17 protein-coding genes are annotated in these 17922 nt (G+C 70.6%); 8 read left to right on the top strand and 9 right to left on the bottom strand.

Going from position 1 to position 17922, the window contains the following annotated elements; translation table 11 throughout:
* Positions 1-35: 35 nt before the first annotated feature.
* Together ASD48_RS08000 and ASD48_RS07995 are read right to left on the bottom strand one after the other, a co-directional pair.
* Positions 36-1064, bottom strand: coding sequence for a P1 family peptidase (locus tag ASD48_RS08000; protein WP_057600661.1), 1029 nt, complete (start codon positions 1062-1064; stop codon positions 36-38).
* 50 nt (positions 1065-1114) lie between these two features.
* Entirely contained in the window at positions 1115-2383 is a 1269-nt protein-coding gene (locus ASD48_RS07995; RefSeq protein WP_057601066.1) for a low temperature requirement protein A, read from the bottom strand.
* Positions 2384-2502: 119 nt separating this feature from the next.
* On the opposite strand from ASD48_RS07995, the gene ASD48_RS07990 reads away from it, so the two are divergent.
* Positions 2503-2685, top strand: a complete 183-nt coding sequence (locus tag ASD48_RS07990; protein ID WP_054244066.1) for a hypothetical protein — start codon at positions 2503-2505, stop codon at positions 2683-2685.
* Between the two features lie 76 nt (positions 2686-2761).
* Here ASD48_RS07990 and mscL read toward each other — a convergent pair whose 3' ends face one another.
* The 6 genes from mscL to ASD48_RS07965 all read right to left on the bottom strand — a co-directional run bounded on the left by mscL (position 2762) and on the right by ASD48_RS07965 (position 8570).
* Positions 2762-3229, bottom strand: a complete 468-nt coding sequence (gene mscL, locus ASD48_RS07985; protein WP_057600660.1) for a large conductance mechanosensitive channel protein MscL — start codon at positions 3227-3229, stop codon at positions 2762-2764.
* Positions 3230-3337: 108 nt separating this feature from the next.
* Positions 3338-3892 carry an RcpC/CpaB family pilus assembly protein gene (locus ASD48_RS07980; RefSeq protein ID WP_242432526.1) on the bottom strand — a complete coding sequence of 185 codons (555 nt, stop codon included), beginning with the start codon at positions 3890-3892 and terminating at the stop codon, positions 3338-3340.
* A gap of 303 nt (positions 3893-4195) precedes the next feature.
* Positions 4196-5038, bottom strand: coding sequence for an S-methyl-5'-thioadenosine phosphorylase (locus ASD48_RS07975; protein ID WP_057600659.1), 843 nt, complete (start codon positions 5036-5038; stop codon positions 4196-4198).
* 75 nt (positions 5039-5113) lie between these two features.
* On the bottom strand, positions 5114-5434 hold the full coding sequence (locus ASD48_RS41625; RefSeq protein ID WP_079073655.1) for an FmdB family zinc ribbon protein: 321 nt from the start codon (positions 5432-5434) through the stop codon (positions 5114-5116).
* 67 nt (positions 5435-5501) lie between these two features.
* Positions 5502-6794 carry an MFS transporter gene (locus tag ASD48_RS07970; RefSeq protein WP_057600658.1) on the bottom strand — a complete coding sequence of 431 codons (1293 nt, stop codon included), beginning with the start codon at positions 6792-6794 and terminating at the stop codon, positions 5502-5504.
* A gap of 276 nt (positions 6795-7070) precedes the next feature.
* Complete coding sequence (locus ASD48_RS07965) at positions 7071-8570, bottom strand: potassium/proton antiporter (RefSeq protein ID WP_107104236.1); 1500 nt, start codon at positions 8568-8570, stop codon at positions 7071-7073.
* A 267-nt stretch (positions 8571-8837) separates the two neighbouring features.
* Here ASD48_RS07965 and ASD48_RS07960 point away from each other — a divergent pair, with 267 nt between their 5' ends.
* Complete coding sequence (locus ASD48_RS07960) at positions 8838-11618, top strand: penicillin acylase family protein (protein WP_057600657.1); 2781 nt, start codon at positions 8838-8840, stop codon at positions 11616-11618.
* Between the two features lie 70 nt (positions 11619-11688).
* On the opposite strand, the gene ASD48_RS07955 is transcribed toward ASD48_RS07960, so the two are convergent.
* Positions 11689-12303 carry a 5-formyltetrahydrofolate cyclo-ligase gene (locus ASD48_RS07955; RefSeq protein ID WP_079073654.1) on the bottom strand — a complete coding sequence of 205 codons (615 nt, stop codon included), beginning with the start codon at positions 12301-12303 and terminating at the stop codon, positions 11689-11691.
* A gap of 104 nt (positions 12304-12407) precedes the next feature.
* On the opposite strand from ASD48_RS07955, the gene galU reads away from it, so the two are divergent.
* The 6 genes from galU (at position 12408) to glpR (ending at position 17861) form a co-directional block, all read left to right on the top strand.
* Positions 12408-13310: a UTP--glucose-1-phosphate uridylyltransferase GalU gene (galU, locus tag ASD48_RS07950; RefSeq protein ID WP_057600655.1), complete on the top strand. Its 903-nt coding sequence runs from the start codon at positions 12408-12410 to the stop codon at positions 13308-13310.
* Positions 13311-13315: 5 nt separating this feature from the next.
* Entirely contained in the window at positions 13316-14641 is a 1326-nt protein-coding gene (gene glp / locus ASD48_RS07945) for a gephyrin-like molybdotransferase Glp (protein WP_057600654.1), read from the top strand.
* Positions 14642-14703: 62 nt separating this feature from the next.
* Entirely contained in the window at positions 14704-15183 is a 480-nt protein-coding gene (gene moaC / locus ASD48_RS07940; RefSeq protein WP_057600653.1) for a cyclic pyranopterin monophosphate synthase MoaC, read from the top strand.
* Positions 15180-15716 (top strand): MogA/MoaB family molybdenum cofactor biosynthesis protein, encoded by a 537-nt coding sequence (locus ASD48_RS07935; RefSeq protein ID WP_057600652.1) that lies wholly within the window; start codon positions 15180-15182, stop codon positions 15714-15716. The genes moaC and ASD48_RS07935 overlap by 4 nt, the downstream gene beginning before the upstream one ends.
* A gap of 26 nt (positions 15717-15742) precedes the next feature.
* Positions 15743-16339, top strand: coding sequence for a GNAT family protein (locus ASD48_RS07930; RefSeq protein WP_020128382.1), 597 nt, complete (start codon positions 15743-15745; stop codon positions 16337-16339).
* 145 nt (positions 16340-16484) lie between these two features.
* Positions 16485-17861 (top strand): gephyrin-like molybdotransferase receptor GlpR, encoded by a 1377-nt coding sequence (gene glpR / locus ASD48_RS07925; protein WP_057600651.1) that lies wholly within the window; start codon positions 16485-16487, stop codon positions 17859-17861.
* The last annotated feature ends 61 nt before the right edge of the window (positions 17862-17922 follow it).

The raw sequence follows: 17922 nt of genomic DNA, 5'->3' as shown, positions 1-17922 counted from the left end.
CGGAACCGGGACAATCGCCTTCCCGGTCCGCGGGGTCACCGTCCCCCGTACAACTCCTCGTACGACGGCCACACCCCGCCCGGAACGGACACCGACTCGGCGGCGCGCACGGCCCGCACGATCGCACGCGTCACCACCTCCGCGCCCGCCGCGAGGATGTCGTTCAGCGCGAGCGGGTGGACGGGATCGAGCGGGCGCGGGCCCGTCGCGAGGGTGAAGACGGTGTCCCCGTCGTTGAGCAGATGCACGGGACGCACGGCCCGCGCGATCCCGTCGTGCGCCGTGCCCGCCAGCTTCTGCGCCTGTGCCTTCGTCAGGTCCGCGTCGGTGGCGACCACCGCGAGCGTGGTGTTGAGCAGGGGAGGCGCGTTCTTCGCCGTGATCTCGGCGAGACGCCGGCGCGCGCTCTCGTGCACGCGGGATTCCGGGTACTCGGCGCGCCCCTGGAACAACTCCCCGTACAGCACGCCCGTCTCCGGATCCGTCACCGATCCCGCGGCGTTGACCACCACCAGCGCGGCCACCGTGATCCCCGAGTCGAGAAGCACGCTCGCGCTGCCTACCCCGCCCTTCAGCGGCCCGACGACGGCCCCCGTCCCCGCGCCGACGCATCCCTCCCGCACCCGAGCCCCCGGAGCGCTCGCCGCGGCCGCCTCCACGGCCTCCCGGCCGGTGGCAGCGTCGGGGCGGGCCCGGAAGTCGCCGCCCCGTGCCAGGTCGAAGACGCAGGCGGCGGGCACCACCGGCACGACGTGCGTCGGGTCCGGGCCGACGGGAATCCCGCGCCCGTGCTCCTCCAGCCAGGCCATCACGCCGGACGCCGCGTCGAGCCCGTAGGCGCTGCCGCCGGTCAGCACGATCGCCTCGACCCGCTGCACCACGTTGCGTGGATCGAGGGCGTCGGTCTCCTTCGTGCCCGGACCACCGCCGCGTACGTCCACGGCGGCCACGGCGCCACCCTCCGGGGCGAGGACGACTGTGGTGCCGGTGAGCCAACCGCCGCCGATCCGCGTGGCGTGTCCCACGCGCAGGCCGGCGACGTCCGTCAGAGCATCAACTGTCATGGGGGTAAGTCTCGCCCGCCCCGCGCCGCGCGTGACGGTGTCACGCCCCGTCACATCACCGCGCTCGATGCCCGCCCGGAGCTCTCCCGCGACTCCCGCGCGACCAGGCGCGCCGTCAGGCTCGTCCCGGTCGCCACTGTCAGCGCCGACACCAGGCCGGCCGCGAGGACCGCCCACTCGCCGAGGAAGGTGCTGCAGATCACCAGCAGCGCGGCGACGGGCAGCACCAGTTGCTGGGCCAGGCCCACCTTGAAGTGACGTGCGTGCAGGATCCAGACCGCCATCAGGTACAGCGCCGTCGGCAGCGTGACCGCTCCCGACGCGGCGAGCGTCGAGATGTGCGCCTCGCCGACCGCCTGCTCGACCGCCACCTCCAGACCCGCACCGATCGCGGCGGCCGAGGCGAAGACCACGTAGTGCCCGTAGCCCCACAGAAACGCCTGCTTGTTGGAGCGCAGATGCCCGTGGATGGGCACCACGAAGTAGATCCACCAGGCGGCGAAGACGATCAGCAGTCCGCCCACCGCGATCGGCAGCAGCTCGCCCAGCGCGTCGTTCTCGTCGATGCCGGACTTCACGGCGACCGTCGCCGCCGCGATCGTCTCGCCCAGCACGATGATCGTGAACAGCCCGTAGCGCTCGGCGATGTGATGCGGATGCCAGGACGTCGGATGGTCCTTCTCCGCGTAGATCGGCACGCACATCTCCAGCGGAGCCATCAGCAGGAACAGCCACGCCCTGCCGCCCTCGGGCAGGATCAGCAGCCCCAGCCAGCCGATCTGGCAGATCAGCACGCCCGCCGCGTACCGCAGCGCCATCGTCCGCTCCGCGCCCTCGGCGGACCACGCGACTCGCAGCCACTGCAAGCTCAGCGCGAACCTCATGATCGCGTAGCCCAGCCAGACGGCCACGAACTCGTGGTCCTCGAACGCCCGCGAGATGCCCGCCGCCAGCACCAGGACCCCGGCGATCTGCACCAGCGTGACGATCCGGTACAGGACGTCGTCGTTGTCGTACGCCGACGCGAACCACGTGAAGTTCATCCACGCCCACCAGATGGCGAAGAAGACCATCGCGTAGTTGAGGATTCCCTCGCCCGCGTGGGACTCGGCCACGGCGTGCACCAGTTGGACGCCCGCCTGGGCGATGGCCACGACGAAGCACAGGTCGAAGAAGAGCTCGAGGGGCGAGGCGACCCGGTGTGTCTCGCCCTTCCCGCGCGCGGTCAGACTGCGCAGCGGCTTCAAGCGGACGGGCGCCGCGGAGGCGGGGGGCCCGGGAGGAGGGGGAGAGGCCGACGGGGGCGTACTGGACGTCATGGGTACCAGCACAGCAGACAACCGGCGGAAAATCTTGTGCGGAATCCGCAGGCCCACACGCTGCGGGGCCGGCGGCCAGGCACTGACCCGAGCGGGTCCCCGGGCCGTACTCTGGAGGGATGAGCACCCCCTCGGCCTCCGAGCCGCGCGACCCGAAGGCCGCGCTGATCTTCGACGACCCGCTGGACCGGCAGTCCTCGGACGACACCGACCGAGGTTGGGGCGAGCGTCCGTCCGCCGAGGGCGACAGCGTCGCCGACCTGAAGCGGTTCCTGGACGAGAAGCCGCCCCACCACGTCTGAACCCGACGGGCAGGGCCGGTCCGGCAGGCCCGCGAGCCGTGGCGGAGCACCGCTCGCAGGGCCCCGTCGAGCGCCTCTACCGCTCGCTGTGCCCCGAGCCCCGCTGGGCGACCAGCGCGTCGCGGATCTCCTTGAGCACCTCCAGCTCGGTGAGCTCGACGATCTCCTGCGTGCCTTCCTTGGCCTTCCTGCGGGCCTCCATCTTCGCCAGGTACTTCGACATGGGCAGAACCATCAGGAAGTACACGACCGCAGCGGTGATCACGAAGGTGAGGGTCGCGCCGAGGACGGACCCCCACAGGATCCGGACGCCCGTCGCGCTGTCCCCGGTGCCCGTGCAGGGGCCCTTGAGGCAGGAACTGTAGCTGTCCAGGTTCTTGGTGCCGACCGCTCCGATGAGCGGGTTGATGATTCCCTTCACCACCGAGTTGACGATGTTCGTGAAGGCCGCGCCGATCACCACCGCGACTGCCAGATCGACGACGTTGCCACGCATCAGGAAGGCCTTGAAGCCCTGCCAGACGCTTGCCTTCTTTTCGCTCACCTCGGGGACACTCCTCGCATGTACAGGTTGTGGAACAAACAGCTCCGCAACCTACGTCAACGCCAGGAGGGCGTGTCCAATTCGGTCCCTCCGACGAGGGACTTGACGTCACCACAGAGTCACCGCCAGCCGAGCCGTCGCGCTCGCCCCCGCCAAGCGCGCGGCGGTGGACCGGGGCACCGACAGGACGACCAGCGCCCCGTCGTCCGCCGGGCCGGCAGCGGTGTCGCTGTTCAGCGGCTCCGGCACTTTCGTCACCAGTGCCCCGCGCGCGACCACGTGGGCGTCGCCGCCCGCGCCGTGCATACCGCCGAGCGTCGTCGGCTCGGCGGCGATGACATCGACCCGGTCACCGGGGCGCAGCAGCCGGACCGTGGCCGCGTCGGCGATCCGCACCGGCGCCGTCACCGTCTCCCCGGCGCGAGGGCCATGTGCAGGGGCGCGTAGTGGCGAGTGCGCGCGGGGTTGCGAGCGCCCGCCCGCATCCGCGCGCTCGGCCCCACCGCGGTGCCCTGGGGCCGGATCGCCGCTCCGGGGGCCGGACGCCACGAGTGCGGCGGCGGTGACGGCGAGACCCAGAGCGAGGGCCCGCCGTCGGCTCCGTACGAGCCGTCCCAGCCGGTACCGCCCGCCGCGGACCCGCACGGGAGCGAAGGACGGCACCTCGCAGGTGGCCGGAGCCTCCGTGCCGGGTGGACGTGCCGCGAAGGAGAGAGGGGACGGGGACGGGGCGGGCGAGGGAAGCGGAGGAAGGGGAGAAAGAGGGGGGAGAGGAGAGGGAGGGACGAGTGAGTCGGACACGGGATCACCACCGGCGACGAGGAACGGGTTTGCGAAGCCACGATGCGCCTTCGCGCCGCCGCTCGTCGGAGCCGGTGGACCACCGCCGGGTTGTGGACAACTCCCTCACCCGAAGGAGAACTTCCGCCCCCGCCGGCTTTCTTGCCCGTTCCTCCCCTGCGCCCGCTACGGCAACTCGAACCCCGGATTCAGCCCGCCCAGCGCGTTCGGGCACGAGCAGTCCCGTTCGCCGTCCGAGGGCAGCGCGGCCACCGCGTCGAACAGCACGTCCCGCAGCCGGTCCACGTTCGCCGCGAACACCCGCAGCACCTCCTCGTGCGACACGCCCTCACCGCTCTCGGCACCCGCGTCCAGATCGGTGACCAGGTTCAAGGACGTGTAGCAGAGCTCGAGTTCACGGGCCAGCGCGGCCTCCGGGTGCCCCGTCATGCCCACCACGGACCAACCCTGCGCCTGGTGCCACAACGATTCGGCGCGGGTCGAGAACCGCGGCCCCTCGATCACCACCAGCGTCCCGCCGTCCACCGGCTCCCACTCCCGGCCCCGTGCCGCCTTCAAGGCCGCCGAGCGTCCCGCGGGGCAGTAGGGGTCGGCCAGGGACACATGCACCACGTTGGGCACCGTGCCGTCGGGCAGGGGCAGCCCGTCGAAGTACGTTCCGATCCGCGACTTCGTGCGGTCGACCAGCTGGTCGGGCACGACCAGCGTGCCGGGCCCGTACTCCGGGCGCAGACCGCCCACGGCGCACGGACCGAGGACCTGGCGCGCCCCGACCGAGCGCAGCGCCCACAGGTTGGCCCGGTAGTTGATCCGGTGGGGTGGCAGGTGGTGTCCGCGTCCGTGCCGGGGAAGGAAGGCGACCCGCCGGCCGGCGATCTCGCCGAGGAAGAGTGAGTCGCTGGGCGGTCCGTAGGGGGTGTCGACCTGGAGCTCGGTCACGTCGTCGAGGAACGAGTAGAAGCCCGAGCCGCCGATCACACCGATCTCTGCGTTCGCCTTGTTCGCCATGCGTCGCACCCTAACCGCCCCGGGAAACGCCGAAGACCCCGTCGTCGTAAGACGACAGGGTCCGGTGAGCGAGCCTTACGCGGCTGAGCTGCTGCCGGTCGAGGTGCCGCTGCTCGACGACTTCGAGTCCGAGGTCGAGGACGTCGAGGTCGACGGCTTCGAGTCGGAGCCGGACGTCGACGACTTCGAGGACGACGCCGGCGAGCTGCTCGACGAGGAGCCGCGGCTGTCGTTGCGGTAGAAGCCGGAGCCCTTGAAGACGATGCCGACGGCGGAGAACACCTTCTTGAGGCGGCCACCGCAGTTGGGGCACTCGGTCAGGGCATCGTCGGTGAACTTCTGCACCGCCTCGAGGCCCTCGCCGCACTCGGTGCACTGGTACTGGTAGGTCGGCACTGTCTTCCTCCTGGCACTCTCACTCAGTGAGTGCTAACGACGGTCTATCTTGACGTATTCCGGGGGATCAGTCCACTGTCACCGGCACGCGGTGACCGACGCCACGTGCGACGGTACGCGCGCGGGGGCGCGTCTCCAGCCGTGAACCCAGTGCCAGCAGGGTCACCAGGGCCAGCGCGGTGCCCCCCAGGGGCACCAGGAAGCCGGCGCCGCCCCAGAAGCGGTCCTCCAGCTGTCCGGCGATCGTGACGGCGGCCGCCTGCCCGAGCGCGACCGCGCCGGTCAGCCAGGTGAACGCCTCGGTGCGGGCACCGGCCGAAACCAGGTCCTCGACCAGCGTGTAGCCGGTGATCAGCGCGGGCGCGATGCACATGCCGACCAGGAGTCCGAGGCCCGCCAGGACGAGCACCGAGTGCGCCGCCCACAGGCCGGAGGCGACGAGCGCCAGCGCGGCGTAGGCGACGACCAGGCGCCGCCGCGGAGCGATCTTCCAGGCGATGGCGCCGCAGACCAGTCCGGAGAGCATGTTGCCCGCGGCGAAAGTGCCGTACAGGACGCCGTTCAGACCGGGCTCGCCGATCGACTCGGTGAACGCGGCCAGCGCGACCTGCATGCCGCCGAAGACCGTACCGATGCCGAGGAAGGCCACGATCAGCACCCGCACTCCGGGCACGCGCAGAGCCGAGGCGTGCTCCACGCGCGCGTGCCCGGCGACGGCGACCTGGGGCTGCGTGCTCTTGCTCGCGGCGAACAGCAGGCCACCGAGCAGTGTCAGCCCGGCCTCGGTGACCAGGCCGGCGGCCGGGTTCACGGCGGTGCACAGGGCGGTCGCCAGCAGCGGGCCGAAGACGAAGGTGAGCTCGTCGGTGACGGACTCGAAGGCCGCCGCGGTGGTCATCAGCGGCGAGTCCTTCAGCCGCGCACCCCAGCGGGCCCGCACCATCGGCCCGATCTGCGGCACCGAGGCGCCCGTGGGCACGGCTGCCGCGAACACCGTCCACAGGGGTGCGTGGGTCAGGGCGAGCACGGTGAGCGTGAGGCCCGACAGTGTGTGCAGGAGCACGCCGGGGATCAGTACGGCGCGCTGCCCGTAGCGGTCGGCGAGACGCCCGCTGTAGGGCGCGCACAGGGCCATGGAGACACCGGTGACGGCCGCGGCGGCACCGGCCGCGCCGTACGAGCCGGTGGTGTGCTGAACGAGCAGCACGATGGAGATGGTGAGCATGGCGAACGGCTGGCGGGCCGCGAAGCCGGGCAGCAGGAACGTCCAGGCGCCGCGGGTGCGCAGCAGCTGTCCGTATCCCGGGCGGGACGAGGCCGACGAGTCCTTCGACGGCTCGGTGGTGACCGTGGATGCCACGGCCCGTGCCTTTCTGCCGCCTGGTAGCGCGACCCCGTCCGGAGGGAGGGGGCGCCGAGAGCTGTCCTCTTGCGCGTGCTGCGGTAGATGCCGGTGCTCGCGCACGAGGTGTCCCGGCCGCCATACGGTCGCGCCAGCTCTGCGTCAGGCAGAGTTGGTTCGATCAAGGTGTGCCTTCATCCTACAGGGATCACGGCACGCTCTCCCTGTGAAAATGAGCACCGTAAGGCTGACCGCCTCCGAATGAAGGGGGTGTGAACGGTGTGAAACCTGCACTTAACGCGCGCTGCCGCCCGTGCCCAGCCATCCGGCGAGCTTGCCGCCGTGCCCGACGGCGCGCAGTCGCCGTTCGGCCGCGTCGCGGACCGGGTCGGTGGCGACGACGAGGAGTTCGTCGCCGTGTCGCAGCACGGTCGTCGGCAGCGGCACGAACGACGTCCCCTCGCGCACGACGAGGGTGACGGCCGCCCCGGCCGGCAGCCGCAGCTCGTTGACCTCGACGCCGTGCATCTTCGACCCCTCGGGGATCGCCACGGACAGCAGGTGCCCGCGCAGCCGCTCCAGGGGCGCCGACTCGACGCCGAGGTCGGCGGCCTCGGGGTCGCCGCCCAGACGCAGCTTGCGCGCCAGCCAGGGCAGCGTCGGCCCCTGGATCAGGGTGTAGACGACGACCAGGACGAAGACGATGTTGAAGATGCGGCGGCTGCCGTCGACGCCGTTCACCATGGGGATCGTCGCCAGGATGATGGGGACGGCGCCGCGCAGCCCGGCCCAGGACATCAGTGTCTGCTCCTGCCAGGGCACCCGGAACGGTGTCAGGCAGAGCACGACGCTGAGCGGGCGGGCCACCATCGTCAGCACCAGGCCGATGACGAGCGCCGGCAGTACGTCGTCGCCCAGCTCGTGCGGGGTCACCAGCAGGCCGAGCAGTACGAACATGCCGATCTGGGCGATCCAGCCGAGCCCGTCGGCGAACCCGCGGGTGGCGGGCCAGTGGGGCAGTTTCGCGTTGCCCATGACCATCGAGGCGAGATAGACGCCCAGGAAGCCGCTGCCGTGTGCCAGGGAGCCCGCCGCGTACGCGGTGACCGCGATCGCCATGACGGCGATCGGGTAGAGGCCGGAGGCGGGCAGTGCGACGTGCCGGAGGCCCCAGGAGCCCAGCCAGCCGACCGCGAGGCCTATGGCGGCGCCGATGGCCAGCTCCAGCGCTATCTCGCCCAGCAGCACGTACCAGTGCTCCACGGGCCCTGCCGTGGAGAAGGCGACCACCAGGATGACCACCGGGGCGTCGTTGAAGCCGGACTCGGCCTCCAGCGTGCCCGTCACGCGCGAGGGGAGGGGGATCTTGCGCAGGACGGAGAAGACCGCCGCCGCGTCGGTCGAGGACACCACCGCGCCGATGATCAGCGCCTGTCTCCACTCCAGTCCGGTCACGAAGTGCGCGGCCGTGGCGGTCACGCCGACGCTGACCGCGACGCCGGCCAGTGCCAGCGCCGTGGCGGACGGCAGGGCCGGTTCGATCTCCTTCCACTTCGTGCCCAGGCCGCCCTCGGCGAGGATCACGACCAGGGCGGCGTAGCCGATGACCTGGGTCATCTCGGCATTGTCGAAGTGGATGTTGCCGATGCCGTCCTGGCCCATGAGGACGCCGATGCCCACGTAGACGAGCAGGCTGGGGAGCCCGCTGCGCGAGGAGATCCGGACCGCTGCGACGGCGACGAGCAGGACGAGCGAGCAGACGAGCAGGAGCTGGTTGAGGTGGTGGACAGTCAGCGGCGGTTCCCTTCACCGGCGCGCGCGGCTTGCGCGCGGGCGCACATGTGCTTCGGATACATCGGACACGAAGCTGCGAGCTTCGCACCCAACTACTTCGTTACCTTACCTAACTCTTGACGATTTCTTGACGCTCGGCGAGGGAAGATCGAACATCCCTCCGTACCGGTACCCGACTCCGCGTCAAGTGGCACAAGGCCCTGCGCCTATGGTTGCTCCAGCACTCCAGGACCGCCTGCCGCTCGCGTTAGGACAGCAAGGACAGCGATGCCCCCCAACACCACCGCCACATCGGGTGACAAGCCCGGCAAGTCCGGCAGGAAGAAGGGGCGCAAAGCCCGTTTGATCGTGCTTGTGCTGGTGCTGGCCATCATCGGAGGCATCGCCTACGGCGCCTACTGGTCCATCAGCACCGTCCGCGCGTCCTTCCCGCAGACCAAGGGTTCGATCACATTTGAGGGCCTGACCGGGCCCGTCGACGTGAAGCGGGACGGCTACGGCATCCCGCAGATCTACGCGGACTCCGACGAGGACCTGTTCATGGCCCAGGGCTATGTCCAGGCCCAGGACCGGTTCTACGAGATGGACGTCCGCCGGCACATGACCTCCGGGCGGCTCTCGGAGATGTTCGGCAAGAGCCAGGTCGACAACGACGAGTTCCTGCGCACCCTGGGCTGGGACCGTGTCGCCAAGGAGGAGTACGACAGCGAGCTGTCGGCCGACACGAAGAAGTACCTCCAGGCCTACGCCAAGGGGGTCAACGCCTACCTCAAGGGCAAGGACGGCGCCGACATCTCCCTGGAGTACGCGGCTCTGGGTTTCACCAACGACTACAAGCCCACCGAGTGGACCCCGGTCGACTCGGTCTCCTGGCTGAAGGCGATGGCCTGGGACCTGCGGGGCAACATGCAGGACGAGATCGACCGCGCCCTGATGACCAGCCGTCTCGGCCCGGCCCAGATCGCCGAGCTGTACCCGCAGTACCCGTACGACCGGAACCAGGCGATCGTCCAGGACGGCCAGTACGACGAGCTGACCAAGACGTTCGAGCAGAGCGACGGCCAGAGCGACTCCGACGACAGCTCCACGAGCGGCACGGGGACGTCCTCGGACTCATCCTCGGGCAGTACGGAGGGCTCGGCCCTCCAGAGCCAGCTCTCGGGCCTCTACGACGTCCTGGACGACCTGCCCACGGCCGTCGGCGTGAACGGCAACGGCATCGGCTCGAACTCCTGGGTCGTCGCCGGCAAGAACACGATCACCGGTAAGCCGCTGCTGGCCAACGACCCGCACCTGTCGGCGTCGCTGCCGTCCGTCTGGTACCAGATGGGCCTGCACTGCCGCGCCGTCTCCAGCAAGTGCCAGTTCGACGTCTCCGGCTACACGTTTGCGGGTATGCCCGGTGTGATCATCGGCCACAACCAGACCATCTCCTGGGGCATGACCAACTCCGGTGCCGACGTCACCGACCTCTACCTGGAGAAGCTTTCCGGGGACGACGGCTACCAGTACGACGGCAAGGTGAAGCCGTTCGTCACGCGCGAGGAGACCATCAAGGTCGCCGGCGGAGAGTCCAAGAAGATCGTCGTCCGGCAGACCGAGGACGGGATGCCCCTCCTGTCCGACCGTGACGACGAACTCATCGATGTCGGCAAGAAGGCCACCGTCGACACTTCGGCGCCCGACCGGGGTGACGGCTACGGCGTCGCCCTGAAGTGGACCGCGCTGACCGCGGGCACCTCCATGGACGCCGTCTTCGACATCGACAGGGCGAAGGACTGGGACAGCTTCCGCAAGGCGGCGGAGTCCTTCGACGTGCCCTCGCAGAACCTCGTCTACGCCGACACCTCGAACCACATCGGCTACCAGCTGCCCGGAAAGATCCCCACGCGCGCGAAGAGCGTCGACGGCTCGATCCCGGCGCCCGGCTGGGACTCCAAGTACAAGTGGAAGGGCTTCATCGACTTCGATGAGCTGCCCTACGAGTACGACCCCGAGCGCGGCTACATCGTCACCGCCAACCAGGCCGTCGTCGACAAGGACAAGTACCCCTACACGCTCACCACGGACTGGGGCTACGGCGCGCGCAGCCAGCGGATCACCGACCTGATCAAGAGCAAGATCAGGGGCGGCGGCAAGATCTCCACCGACGACATGCGCCAGATGCAGCTGGACGACGACAGCGAGATCGCGAAGCTGCTCGTGCCCGTGCTGAAGAAGATCAACCTTGACGACCCGGACGTCCGCGACGCACAGAAGCTGCTGGAGAACTGGGACTTCACCCAGGACGCCGACTCGGCCGCTGCCGCCTACTTCAACGCGGTCTGGCGCAACGTTCTCAAGCTGGCCTTCGGCAACAAGCTGCCCAAGGAGTTGCGCGTCGAGGACCAGTGCCTGTGGGTCGACCCGGTCAACACCACCGGCCCGGTCGACGACACCGACAAGGTCCGCGAGTGCGGCCGGCGCGACGCCGACCAGGCGCAGCCGGACGGCGGCGACCGCTGGTTCGAGGTCGTGCGCAACCTCATGACGAAGACGGACAGCGACTGGTGGACGACGCCCGACTCGGGCACCCGCCCCGGCGCCGACCACGACCGCGACAAGCTGTTCGCGCGTGCCATGATCGACGCCCGCTGGGAGCTGACCGCCAAGCTCGGCAAGGACATCGACACCTGGAGCTGGGGCCGGCTGCACCGCCTGTTCCTGAAGAACCAGACGCTGGGCACCAGCGGTCCCGGTTTCCTCCAGTACATCCTCAACCGGGGTCCGTGGAAGCTCGGCGGTGGCGAGGCGACGGTCAACGCGACCGGCTGGAACGCGGCCGGCGGCTACGGCGTCGTATGGGTGCCGTCGATGCGGATGGTGGTCAACCTCGACGACCTCGACAAGTCGAAGTGGATCAACCTCACCGGGGCCTCGGGACACGCCTTCAGCGCGCATTACACCGACCAGACGGGCAAGTGGGCCAACGGTGAACTGCTCGACTGGTCCTTCTCGAAGAAGGCGGTCGACGACAGCACCAGCGACACCCTGGTGCTCAAGCCCTGAGCTGCCGACCGTCCGGAAGGGGCCCTCCACGCGCGCGTGGAGGGCCTCTTCCGGCATGAGGGCGTGGTCGTCAGATGAAGCGTCGTGTTCCCGAGGGCGTCACCACCGCGTGCACCGGCCGGTCGTGCGCCTCCCCGGGGACGTGCTCGACGACCTCGGCGTCGTACAGGAGCACCACCAGCGCGGGGTGGGCCCCGGAGTCCGCCAGCCGGGCCAGCACGCGGTCGTACGATCCTCCGCCGCGCCCCAGGCGCGTTCCGCGGGCGTCGACCGCCAGTCCCGGCAGCAGCACCACGTCGGCGGCCGTCACGGCGTCCGGGCCGAGGCGCTCGCCGGCCGGCTCCAGGAGGGTCATCTTCCCGCCGTGCGGGACCCGCGCGAGAGAGCCCTCGCCGGTGTAGGCGCCCCAGTCCAGGTCGTTGTCGGGCAGCAGCGCGGGGAGCAGCACCCGCACGCCCCGCGCGCGCAGCGCGTCCAGCAGGGCCAGGGTGCCCGGTTCGGTACCCACGGAGACGTACGCCGCGACCGTGCGGGCGTGCGTCAACTCGGGCAGCTCCAGGGCCCGCTCGGCCAGGGCGACGGCCGCCGCGCGTACGTCATCGGGCGTCAACCTGTTTCTCACGGCGAGGAACCCTCGCCGCAACGTACGTTTGTCAGACTCTGGTCCGCCTTCGAGGTGGCTCATATGTCGCTCCTGCACTTGTCCCACACCGCTCCAATGCGTTCATATGATCATCAATTAACCGGAGCCACAGATCCCTCACAAAGTCACCGGATAAGGTTGCCGACATGACGCAGTCGCACCCCAGGATCAGCAAGGCTGTCATCCCCGCAGCCGGCCTCGGCACCCGGTTCCTGCCGGCGACCAAGGCCACTCCCAAGGAGATGCTGCCGGTCGTGGACAAGCCGGCTATCCAGTACGTGGTCGAGGAAGCCGTCTCCGCCGGCCTCGACGACGTCCTCATGGTCACAGGCCGCAACAAGCGCCCTCTCGAGGACCACTTCGACCGCAACTACGAACTCGAGTCGGCCCTGCAGAAGAAGGGCGATGCCGCCCGGCTCGCCAAGGTCCAGCAGTCCAGCGACCTCGCGACCATGCACTACGTGCGCCAGGGCGACCCCAAGGGCCTCGGACACGCCGTCCTGTGCGCGGCCCCGCACGTGGGGCAGGAGCCCTTCGCCGTCCTGCTGGGCGACGACCTGATCGACCCCCGCGATCCGCTGCTCCAGCGGATGATCGAGGTGCAGGAGCGGCACGGCGGCAGCGTCGTCGCGCTCATGGAGGTCGCCCCCGAGCAGATCCACCTCTACGGCTGCGCGGCCGTGGAGGCCACCGTGGACAGCGACGTCGTCAAGGTGACCGGCCTCGTCGAGAAGCCGGAACCGGCGGACGCCCCGTCGAACTACGCGATCATCGGACGCTACGTCCTCGACCCGAGCGTGTTCGGCATACTGCGGCAGACCGAGCCCGGCCGCGGCGGCGAGATCCAGCTCACCGACGCCCTTCAGCAGCTCGCGCAGGACGAGAAGGTCGGCGGTCCCGTCCACGGCGTCGTCTTCAAGGGCCGCCGTTATGACACCGGCGACCGCGGCGACTACCTGCGTGCCATTGTCAGACTCGCGTGCGAACGTGAAGATCTGGGTCCGGACTTCCGGTCCTGGCTTCGCAGTTACGTCACCGAGGAGATGTAGCCACTTTGAGCACCGCCGCGCACCGCCCCACCGGCCAGGACCAGCTCTGGTCGGTGGACGAACACCTGGCGGACATCCTCGCCACCGTCCGCCCCCTGGAACCCATCGAGCTGCAACTGCCCGACGCCCAGGGCTGCGTACTGGTCGACGACGTCGTGGTGCCGGTCTCACTGCCGCCCTTCGACAACAGCTCCATGGACGGGTACGCGGTGCGGGTCGCGGATGTCGCGGGCGCGAGCGAGGAGTTCCCGGCGGCTCTGGACGTCGTCGGGGACGTCGCGGCGGGACAGGCGGCCGACCTGCTGTACGTGGGACCCGGCCAGGCCGCCCGGATCATGACCGGAGCCCCGCTCCCGGCGGGTGCCGAGGCCGTCGTCCCCGTGGAGTGGACCGACGGCGGGCTCGGTGAGGGACCGGTCAGCGGGATGCGTGCCCGCAGCCTCGCCCCCGAGCAGGCCTCGGGGCACGTGCGCGTGTACCGGTCGGCCGAGGCACGCGCGCACGTACGCGCGAAGGGCAGCGACGTGAAGGCGGGCGACCGCGCCCTCGACGCCGGGACGGTCCTCGGACCGCCCCAGATCGCCCTGCTCGCCGCGATCGGCCGGGGCGCCGTACGCGTGCGCCCGCGCCCGCGCGTGGTCGTGATGTCCACCGGCAGCGAACTCGTCCAGCCGGGTGAGGAACTGGGCAGCGGGCAGATCTACGACTCCAACAGCTTCGCCCTCACCGCGGCCGCCCGGGACGCCGGCGCCATCGCCTACCGGGTCGGAGCGGTCACCGACGACGCCGAGACGCTCCGCTCCACCATCGAGGACCAGCTCGTCCGCGCCGACCTCGTCGTCACCACCGGAGGAGTGAGCGTCGGGGCGTACGACGTCGTCAAGGAGGCCCTTGAGCACGTCGGCGACGAGGACGAGGCGGGCAGCGGTGTCGAGTTCCGCAAGCTCGCCATGCAGCCCGGCAAGCCCCAGGGCTTCGGCTCCATCGGGCCCGACCACATCCCCCTGCTGGCCCTGCCGGGCAACCCGGTGTCGTCGTACGTCTCGTTCGAGCTGTTCGTGCGCCCCGCCATCCGCACCCTCATGGGTCTCGAGGACGTCCACCGGCCGACCACGCGCGCGAAGCTGATCGCCGACAAGGCGCTGACCTCGCCGAAGGGCCGCAGACAGTTCCTGCGCGCGACCTACGACGACGGCACCGTCTGCCCCGTCGGGGGCGCCGGCTCCCACCTGGTCGCGGCCCTCGCGCACGCAGACTCGCTGATCGTCGTCCCCGAGGACGTGGAGTCCGTCGAGCCCGGTGCCGACGTCGAGGTGGTCCTCCTCGGCTGAGTCCCCCTGGTTGGGGGTACCGTGTCGCGCACAACAGGCCCGGACCGGGAGCGCCACACCACATGAGTACGCAGGACCGACTGACGCACATCGACGACGTGGGCGCCGCCCGCATGGTCGACGTTTCCGGCAAGGACGTCACCGCGCGCACCGCGCATGCCAGCGGGCGGGTCCTCGTCTCGCCCCGTGTGGTCGAGCTGCTGCGCGGCGAGGGGGTACCCAAGGGGGACGCGCTGGCCACCGCGCGGATCGCGGGCATCATGGGCGCCAAACGCACCCCGGACCTGATCCCGCTGTGCCACCCCTTGGCCGTCTCCGGTGTGAAACTGGATGTGTCGGTCGCGGACGACGCCGTGGAGATCACCGCCACGGTGAAGACGACGGACCGCACGGGCGTCGAGATGGAGGCGCTCACCGCGGTCTCCGTCGCCGCGCTCACCGTGATCGACATGGTGAAGGCGGTCGACAAGGGAGCGGTCATCACGGACGTGCGCGTGGAGGAGAAGACGGGCGGCAAGTCGGGCGACTGGAGCCGGGCATGACACTCGACGCGTCGGCCGACGGCGCCCTGCCCGCTTCGTACAGCGCACTGGTCGTGACCGCCTCCAACCGGGCGGCCGCCGGTGTCTACGAGGACAAGGGCGGCCCGCTGATCGCCGAGGGCCTGCGCGGCTTCGGCTTCGCCGTGGACGGGCCGCAGGTGGTCCCCGACGGGGCCCCGGTGGAGGCGGCGCTGCGGGCCGCCGTCGAGGCCGGGTACGACGCCGTCGTCACCACCGGCGGCACCGGCATCTCGCCCACCGACCGCACCCCTGAGGCCACCCGCGCGGTGATCGACCACGAGGTGCCGGGCATCGCCGAGGCCATCCGGGCGTACGGCCGGGACAAGGTGCCCACCGCCGCGCTCTCCCGGGGCCTGGCCGGAGTGGCGGGCGGCACGCTGATCGTCAACCTGCCGGGCTCCACCGGCGGGGTGAAGGACGGCCTGGCCGTCCTGGAGCCCCTGCTGATCCACGCCGTCGACCAGATCCGTGGCGGCGACCACCCCAGACCGAGCCACGGGGGTGCGAGCTGAACACCTCATCCTGGCCCGTCGAACTGGTGGAGGGCGATATCGTCCTGCGGCCCATAAAGCTGCGCGACCAGCGGGCCTGGCGCGAGGTCAACCGGCGCAACCGGGACTGGCTGCGCCCCTGGGAGGCGACCATCCCGCCGCCCGCGCCCAGCGGGCCGATCGCACACCGGCCGACGTATCGCCAGATGGTCCGGCATCTGCGGTCCGAGGCGAACGCCGGCCGGATGCTGCCGTTCGTGATCGAGTACCAGGGGCGGCTCGTCGGGCAGTTGACGGTCGCGGGGATCACCTGGGGGTCGATGTGCTCGGGACACGTCGGCTACTGGGTGGACGAGTCGGTGGCCGGTCGCGGTGTGATGCCGACGGCCGTGGCACTCATCGTGGACCACTGTTTCCGCACCGTCGGACTGCATCGCATCGAGGTCTGCATTCGGCCCGAGAACGGGCCGAGCCGCCGGGTCGTGGAAAAACTCGGATTCCGTGAGGAAGGGCTGCGGCCGCGCTATCTCCACATCGACGGTGCCTGGCGTGACCACCTCGTCTTCGCGCTCACGGCGGAGGAGGTCCCGGAGGGACTGCTGAACCGGTGGCGGCGCACACGCTCGCAGAAGGCTTCCAATTGAATTAGCCCGATCAGTCGAATAGATGTTCGAAAATGATCGGTTGATCGCACCGGTCGCAAAAAAAGTTCGAAATATCAGCCAGATCGTGCGACACACCGGCCCAATTGGCGGATGGCCTCACGTAAACCCCTCTACCGTGTGAGGCGTGAGCAGCAGCGGCCTCATCTACGCAGTCATCGTCGGGGCCTGGGCCGCCTACTTGGTGCCTATGTGGCTCCGTAGGCAGGACGAGCTGAACGAGGCCCGTCCGACGGAACGCTTCAGCACCGCCATCCGGCTGCTGTCCGGACGGGCGGGGATGGAGCGCCGGTACGCCAAGGACCTGCGGGCGCGCTCCACCGAGGAGGGGGAGTCCGACGCCGGCCTTCCGGACGCCGTCACCGCATCGGTGGACGTCCGGTCCTTCGCCATGCCTCCGACCCGCCCGCAGGTGAAGGCACCGGTCCAGGAGCGCGCGCAGGAACGAGTTCAGGAGCGCGGCCAGGAACGAGCTCAAGAGCGAGTCCAGGATCGTGCCCAGGACCGAGTCCAGGAGCGTGGCCAGGAGCGAGCGTCGGGGCGTCCCGAGGCGGGACGGCCGGAGACGGCGCGTGAACCGGCGCGCGATCCGGCGGCCAAGCCCGCGCACGACCACCGCGAACAGGGCGCCAAGCCCACACGCGAAGGCGGCGCTCCGGGCGGCCGACGGGTGCCGGTCGCCCGGCGGACGCCCGCCGAGCAGGCGTCCGCCGCGCGCGCCCAGCGCTCGAAGGCGCTCGCGCGCCGCCGGCGCACCACCGTGATGCTCTTCCTCGCCTTCACGCTCGGCGCGATCGTCGCGGCGGTCGGCGGGCTCGCGTTCCTCTGGGCGCCCGCCGTGCCCGCCGTCCTGCTCAGCGCGTACATCGGGTACCTGCGTTCCCAGGAGCGCCGCCGGTTCGCCTTCCAGATGGACCGCCGGCGCGCCGAGGTGGCCGCGCAGCGGCTGCGGGAGCGTCAGCCGCGCCGACGCGCGCCCGCCTCGGCGAACGCCTCGTCCGTCGACACCGGCCCCGACGCCGGCGCAGAGGAGCCGCACGCGGCCCCCGACCCGGAGACCGACCCGGGCCTGCTGGCGCTCGCCGCGGACCGCAGGGCACTCGTCGAGCAGACCGATCACGCGGAGTGGGTCGACCAGCAGCGCGAGCGGCAGCGCCGGCCCGGCCACGGCGAGAGCTGGGACCCGGTACCGGTACCGCTGCCGACGTACGTGACCGCGCCGGTCGCGCCCCGGGCGACCTCCGACGTGGACCTCGGCGCGCCGGACGCCTGGAGCTCGGCCCGCTCGAGTTCGGTGGCCCCCGAGCACGAAGCGGCGGACACCTCGGACGCACCGGCCGGGGAATCCGGCGACGCGGACCGCGCGGAGGACAGGGAAGCGGACGGCGACGAGCGGAGCGACGCCCGTCGCGCGGCCTCCGCCCGACGCTCGCGCGAACGCGGCCGCACCCCGCTGTTCGACCAATACGAGGACGGCAAGCGACCGCTGGCCGCCAACGAATGAGAGCTCCGGCATCCCGCTCCCGGCCTCGGGGAACGGATTTCCAAGCAGGCCGACCGGGATG

It is taken from the genome of Streptomyces sp. Root1310 (assembly GCF_001426425.1).
Lineage (GTDB): Bacteria > Actinomycetota > Actinomycetes > Streptomycetales > Streptomycetaceae > Streptomyces.
This window is presented reverse-complemented; position numbering and strand designations above follow the sequence as displayed.

What these genes read in the sequence shown, in the direction of transcription:
- ASD48_RS08000 (WP_057600661.1), bottom strand. Translation starts at nt 1,064, where the DNA reads ATGACAGTTGATGCTCTGACGGACGTCGCCGGCCTGCGCGTGGGACAC.
- ASD48_RS07995 (WP_057601066.1), bottom strand. Translation starts at nt 2,383, where the DNA reads ATGACGTCCAGTACGCCCCCGTCGGCCTCTCCCCCTCCTCCCGGGCCC.
- ASD48_RS07990 (WP_054244066.1), top strand. Translation starts at nt 2,503, where the DNA reads ATGAGCACCCCCTCGGCCTCCGAGCCGCGCGACCCGAAGGCCGCGCTG.
- ASD48_RS07975 (WP_057600659.1), bottom strand. Translation starts at nt 5,038, where the DNA reads ATGGCGAACAAGGCGAACGCAGAGATCGGTGTGATCGGCGGCTCGGGC.
- ASD48_RS07960 (WP_057600657.1), top strand. Translation starts at nt 8,838, where the DNA reads ATGCCCCCCAACACCACCGCCACATCGGGTGACAAGCCCGGCAAGTCC.
- ASD48_RS07955 (WP_079073654.1), bottom strand. Translation starts at nt 12,303, where the DNA reads ATGAGCCACCTCGAAGGCGGACCAGAGTCTGACAAACGTACGTTGCGG.
- galU (WP_057600655.1), top strand. Translation starts at nt 12,408, where the DNA reads ATGACGCAGTCGCACCCCAGGATCAGCAAGGCTGTCATCCCCGCAGCC.
- moaC (WP_057600653.1), top strand. Translation starts at nt 14,704, where the DNA reads ATGAGTACGCAGGACCGACTGACGCACATCGACGACGTGGGCGCCGCC.
- ASD48_RS07935 (WP_057600652.1), top strand. Translation starts at nt 15,180, where the DNA reads ATGACACTCGACGCGTCGGCCGACGGCGCCCTGCCCGCTTCGTACAGC.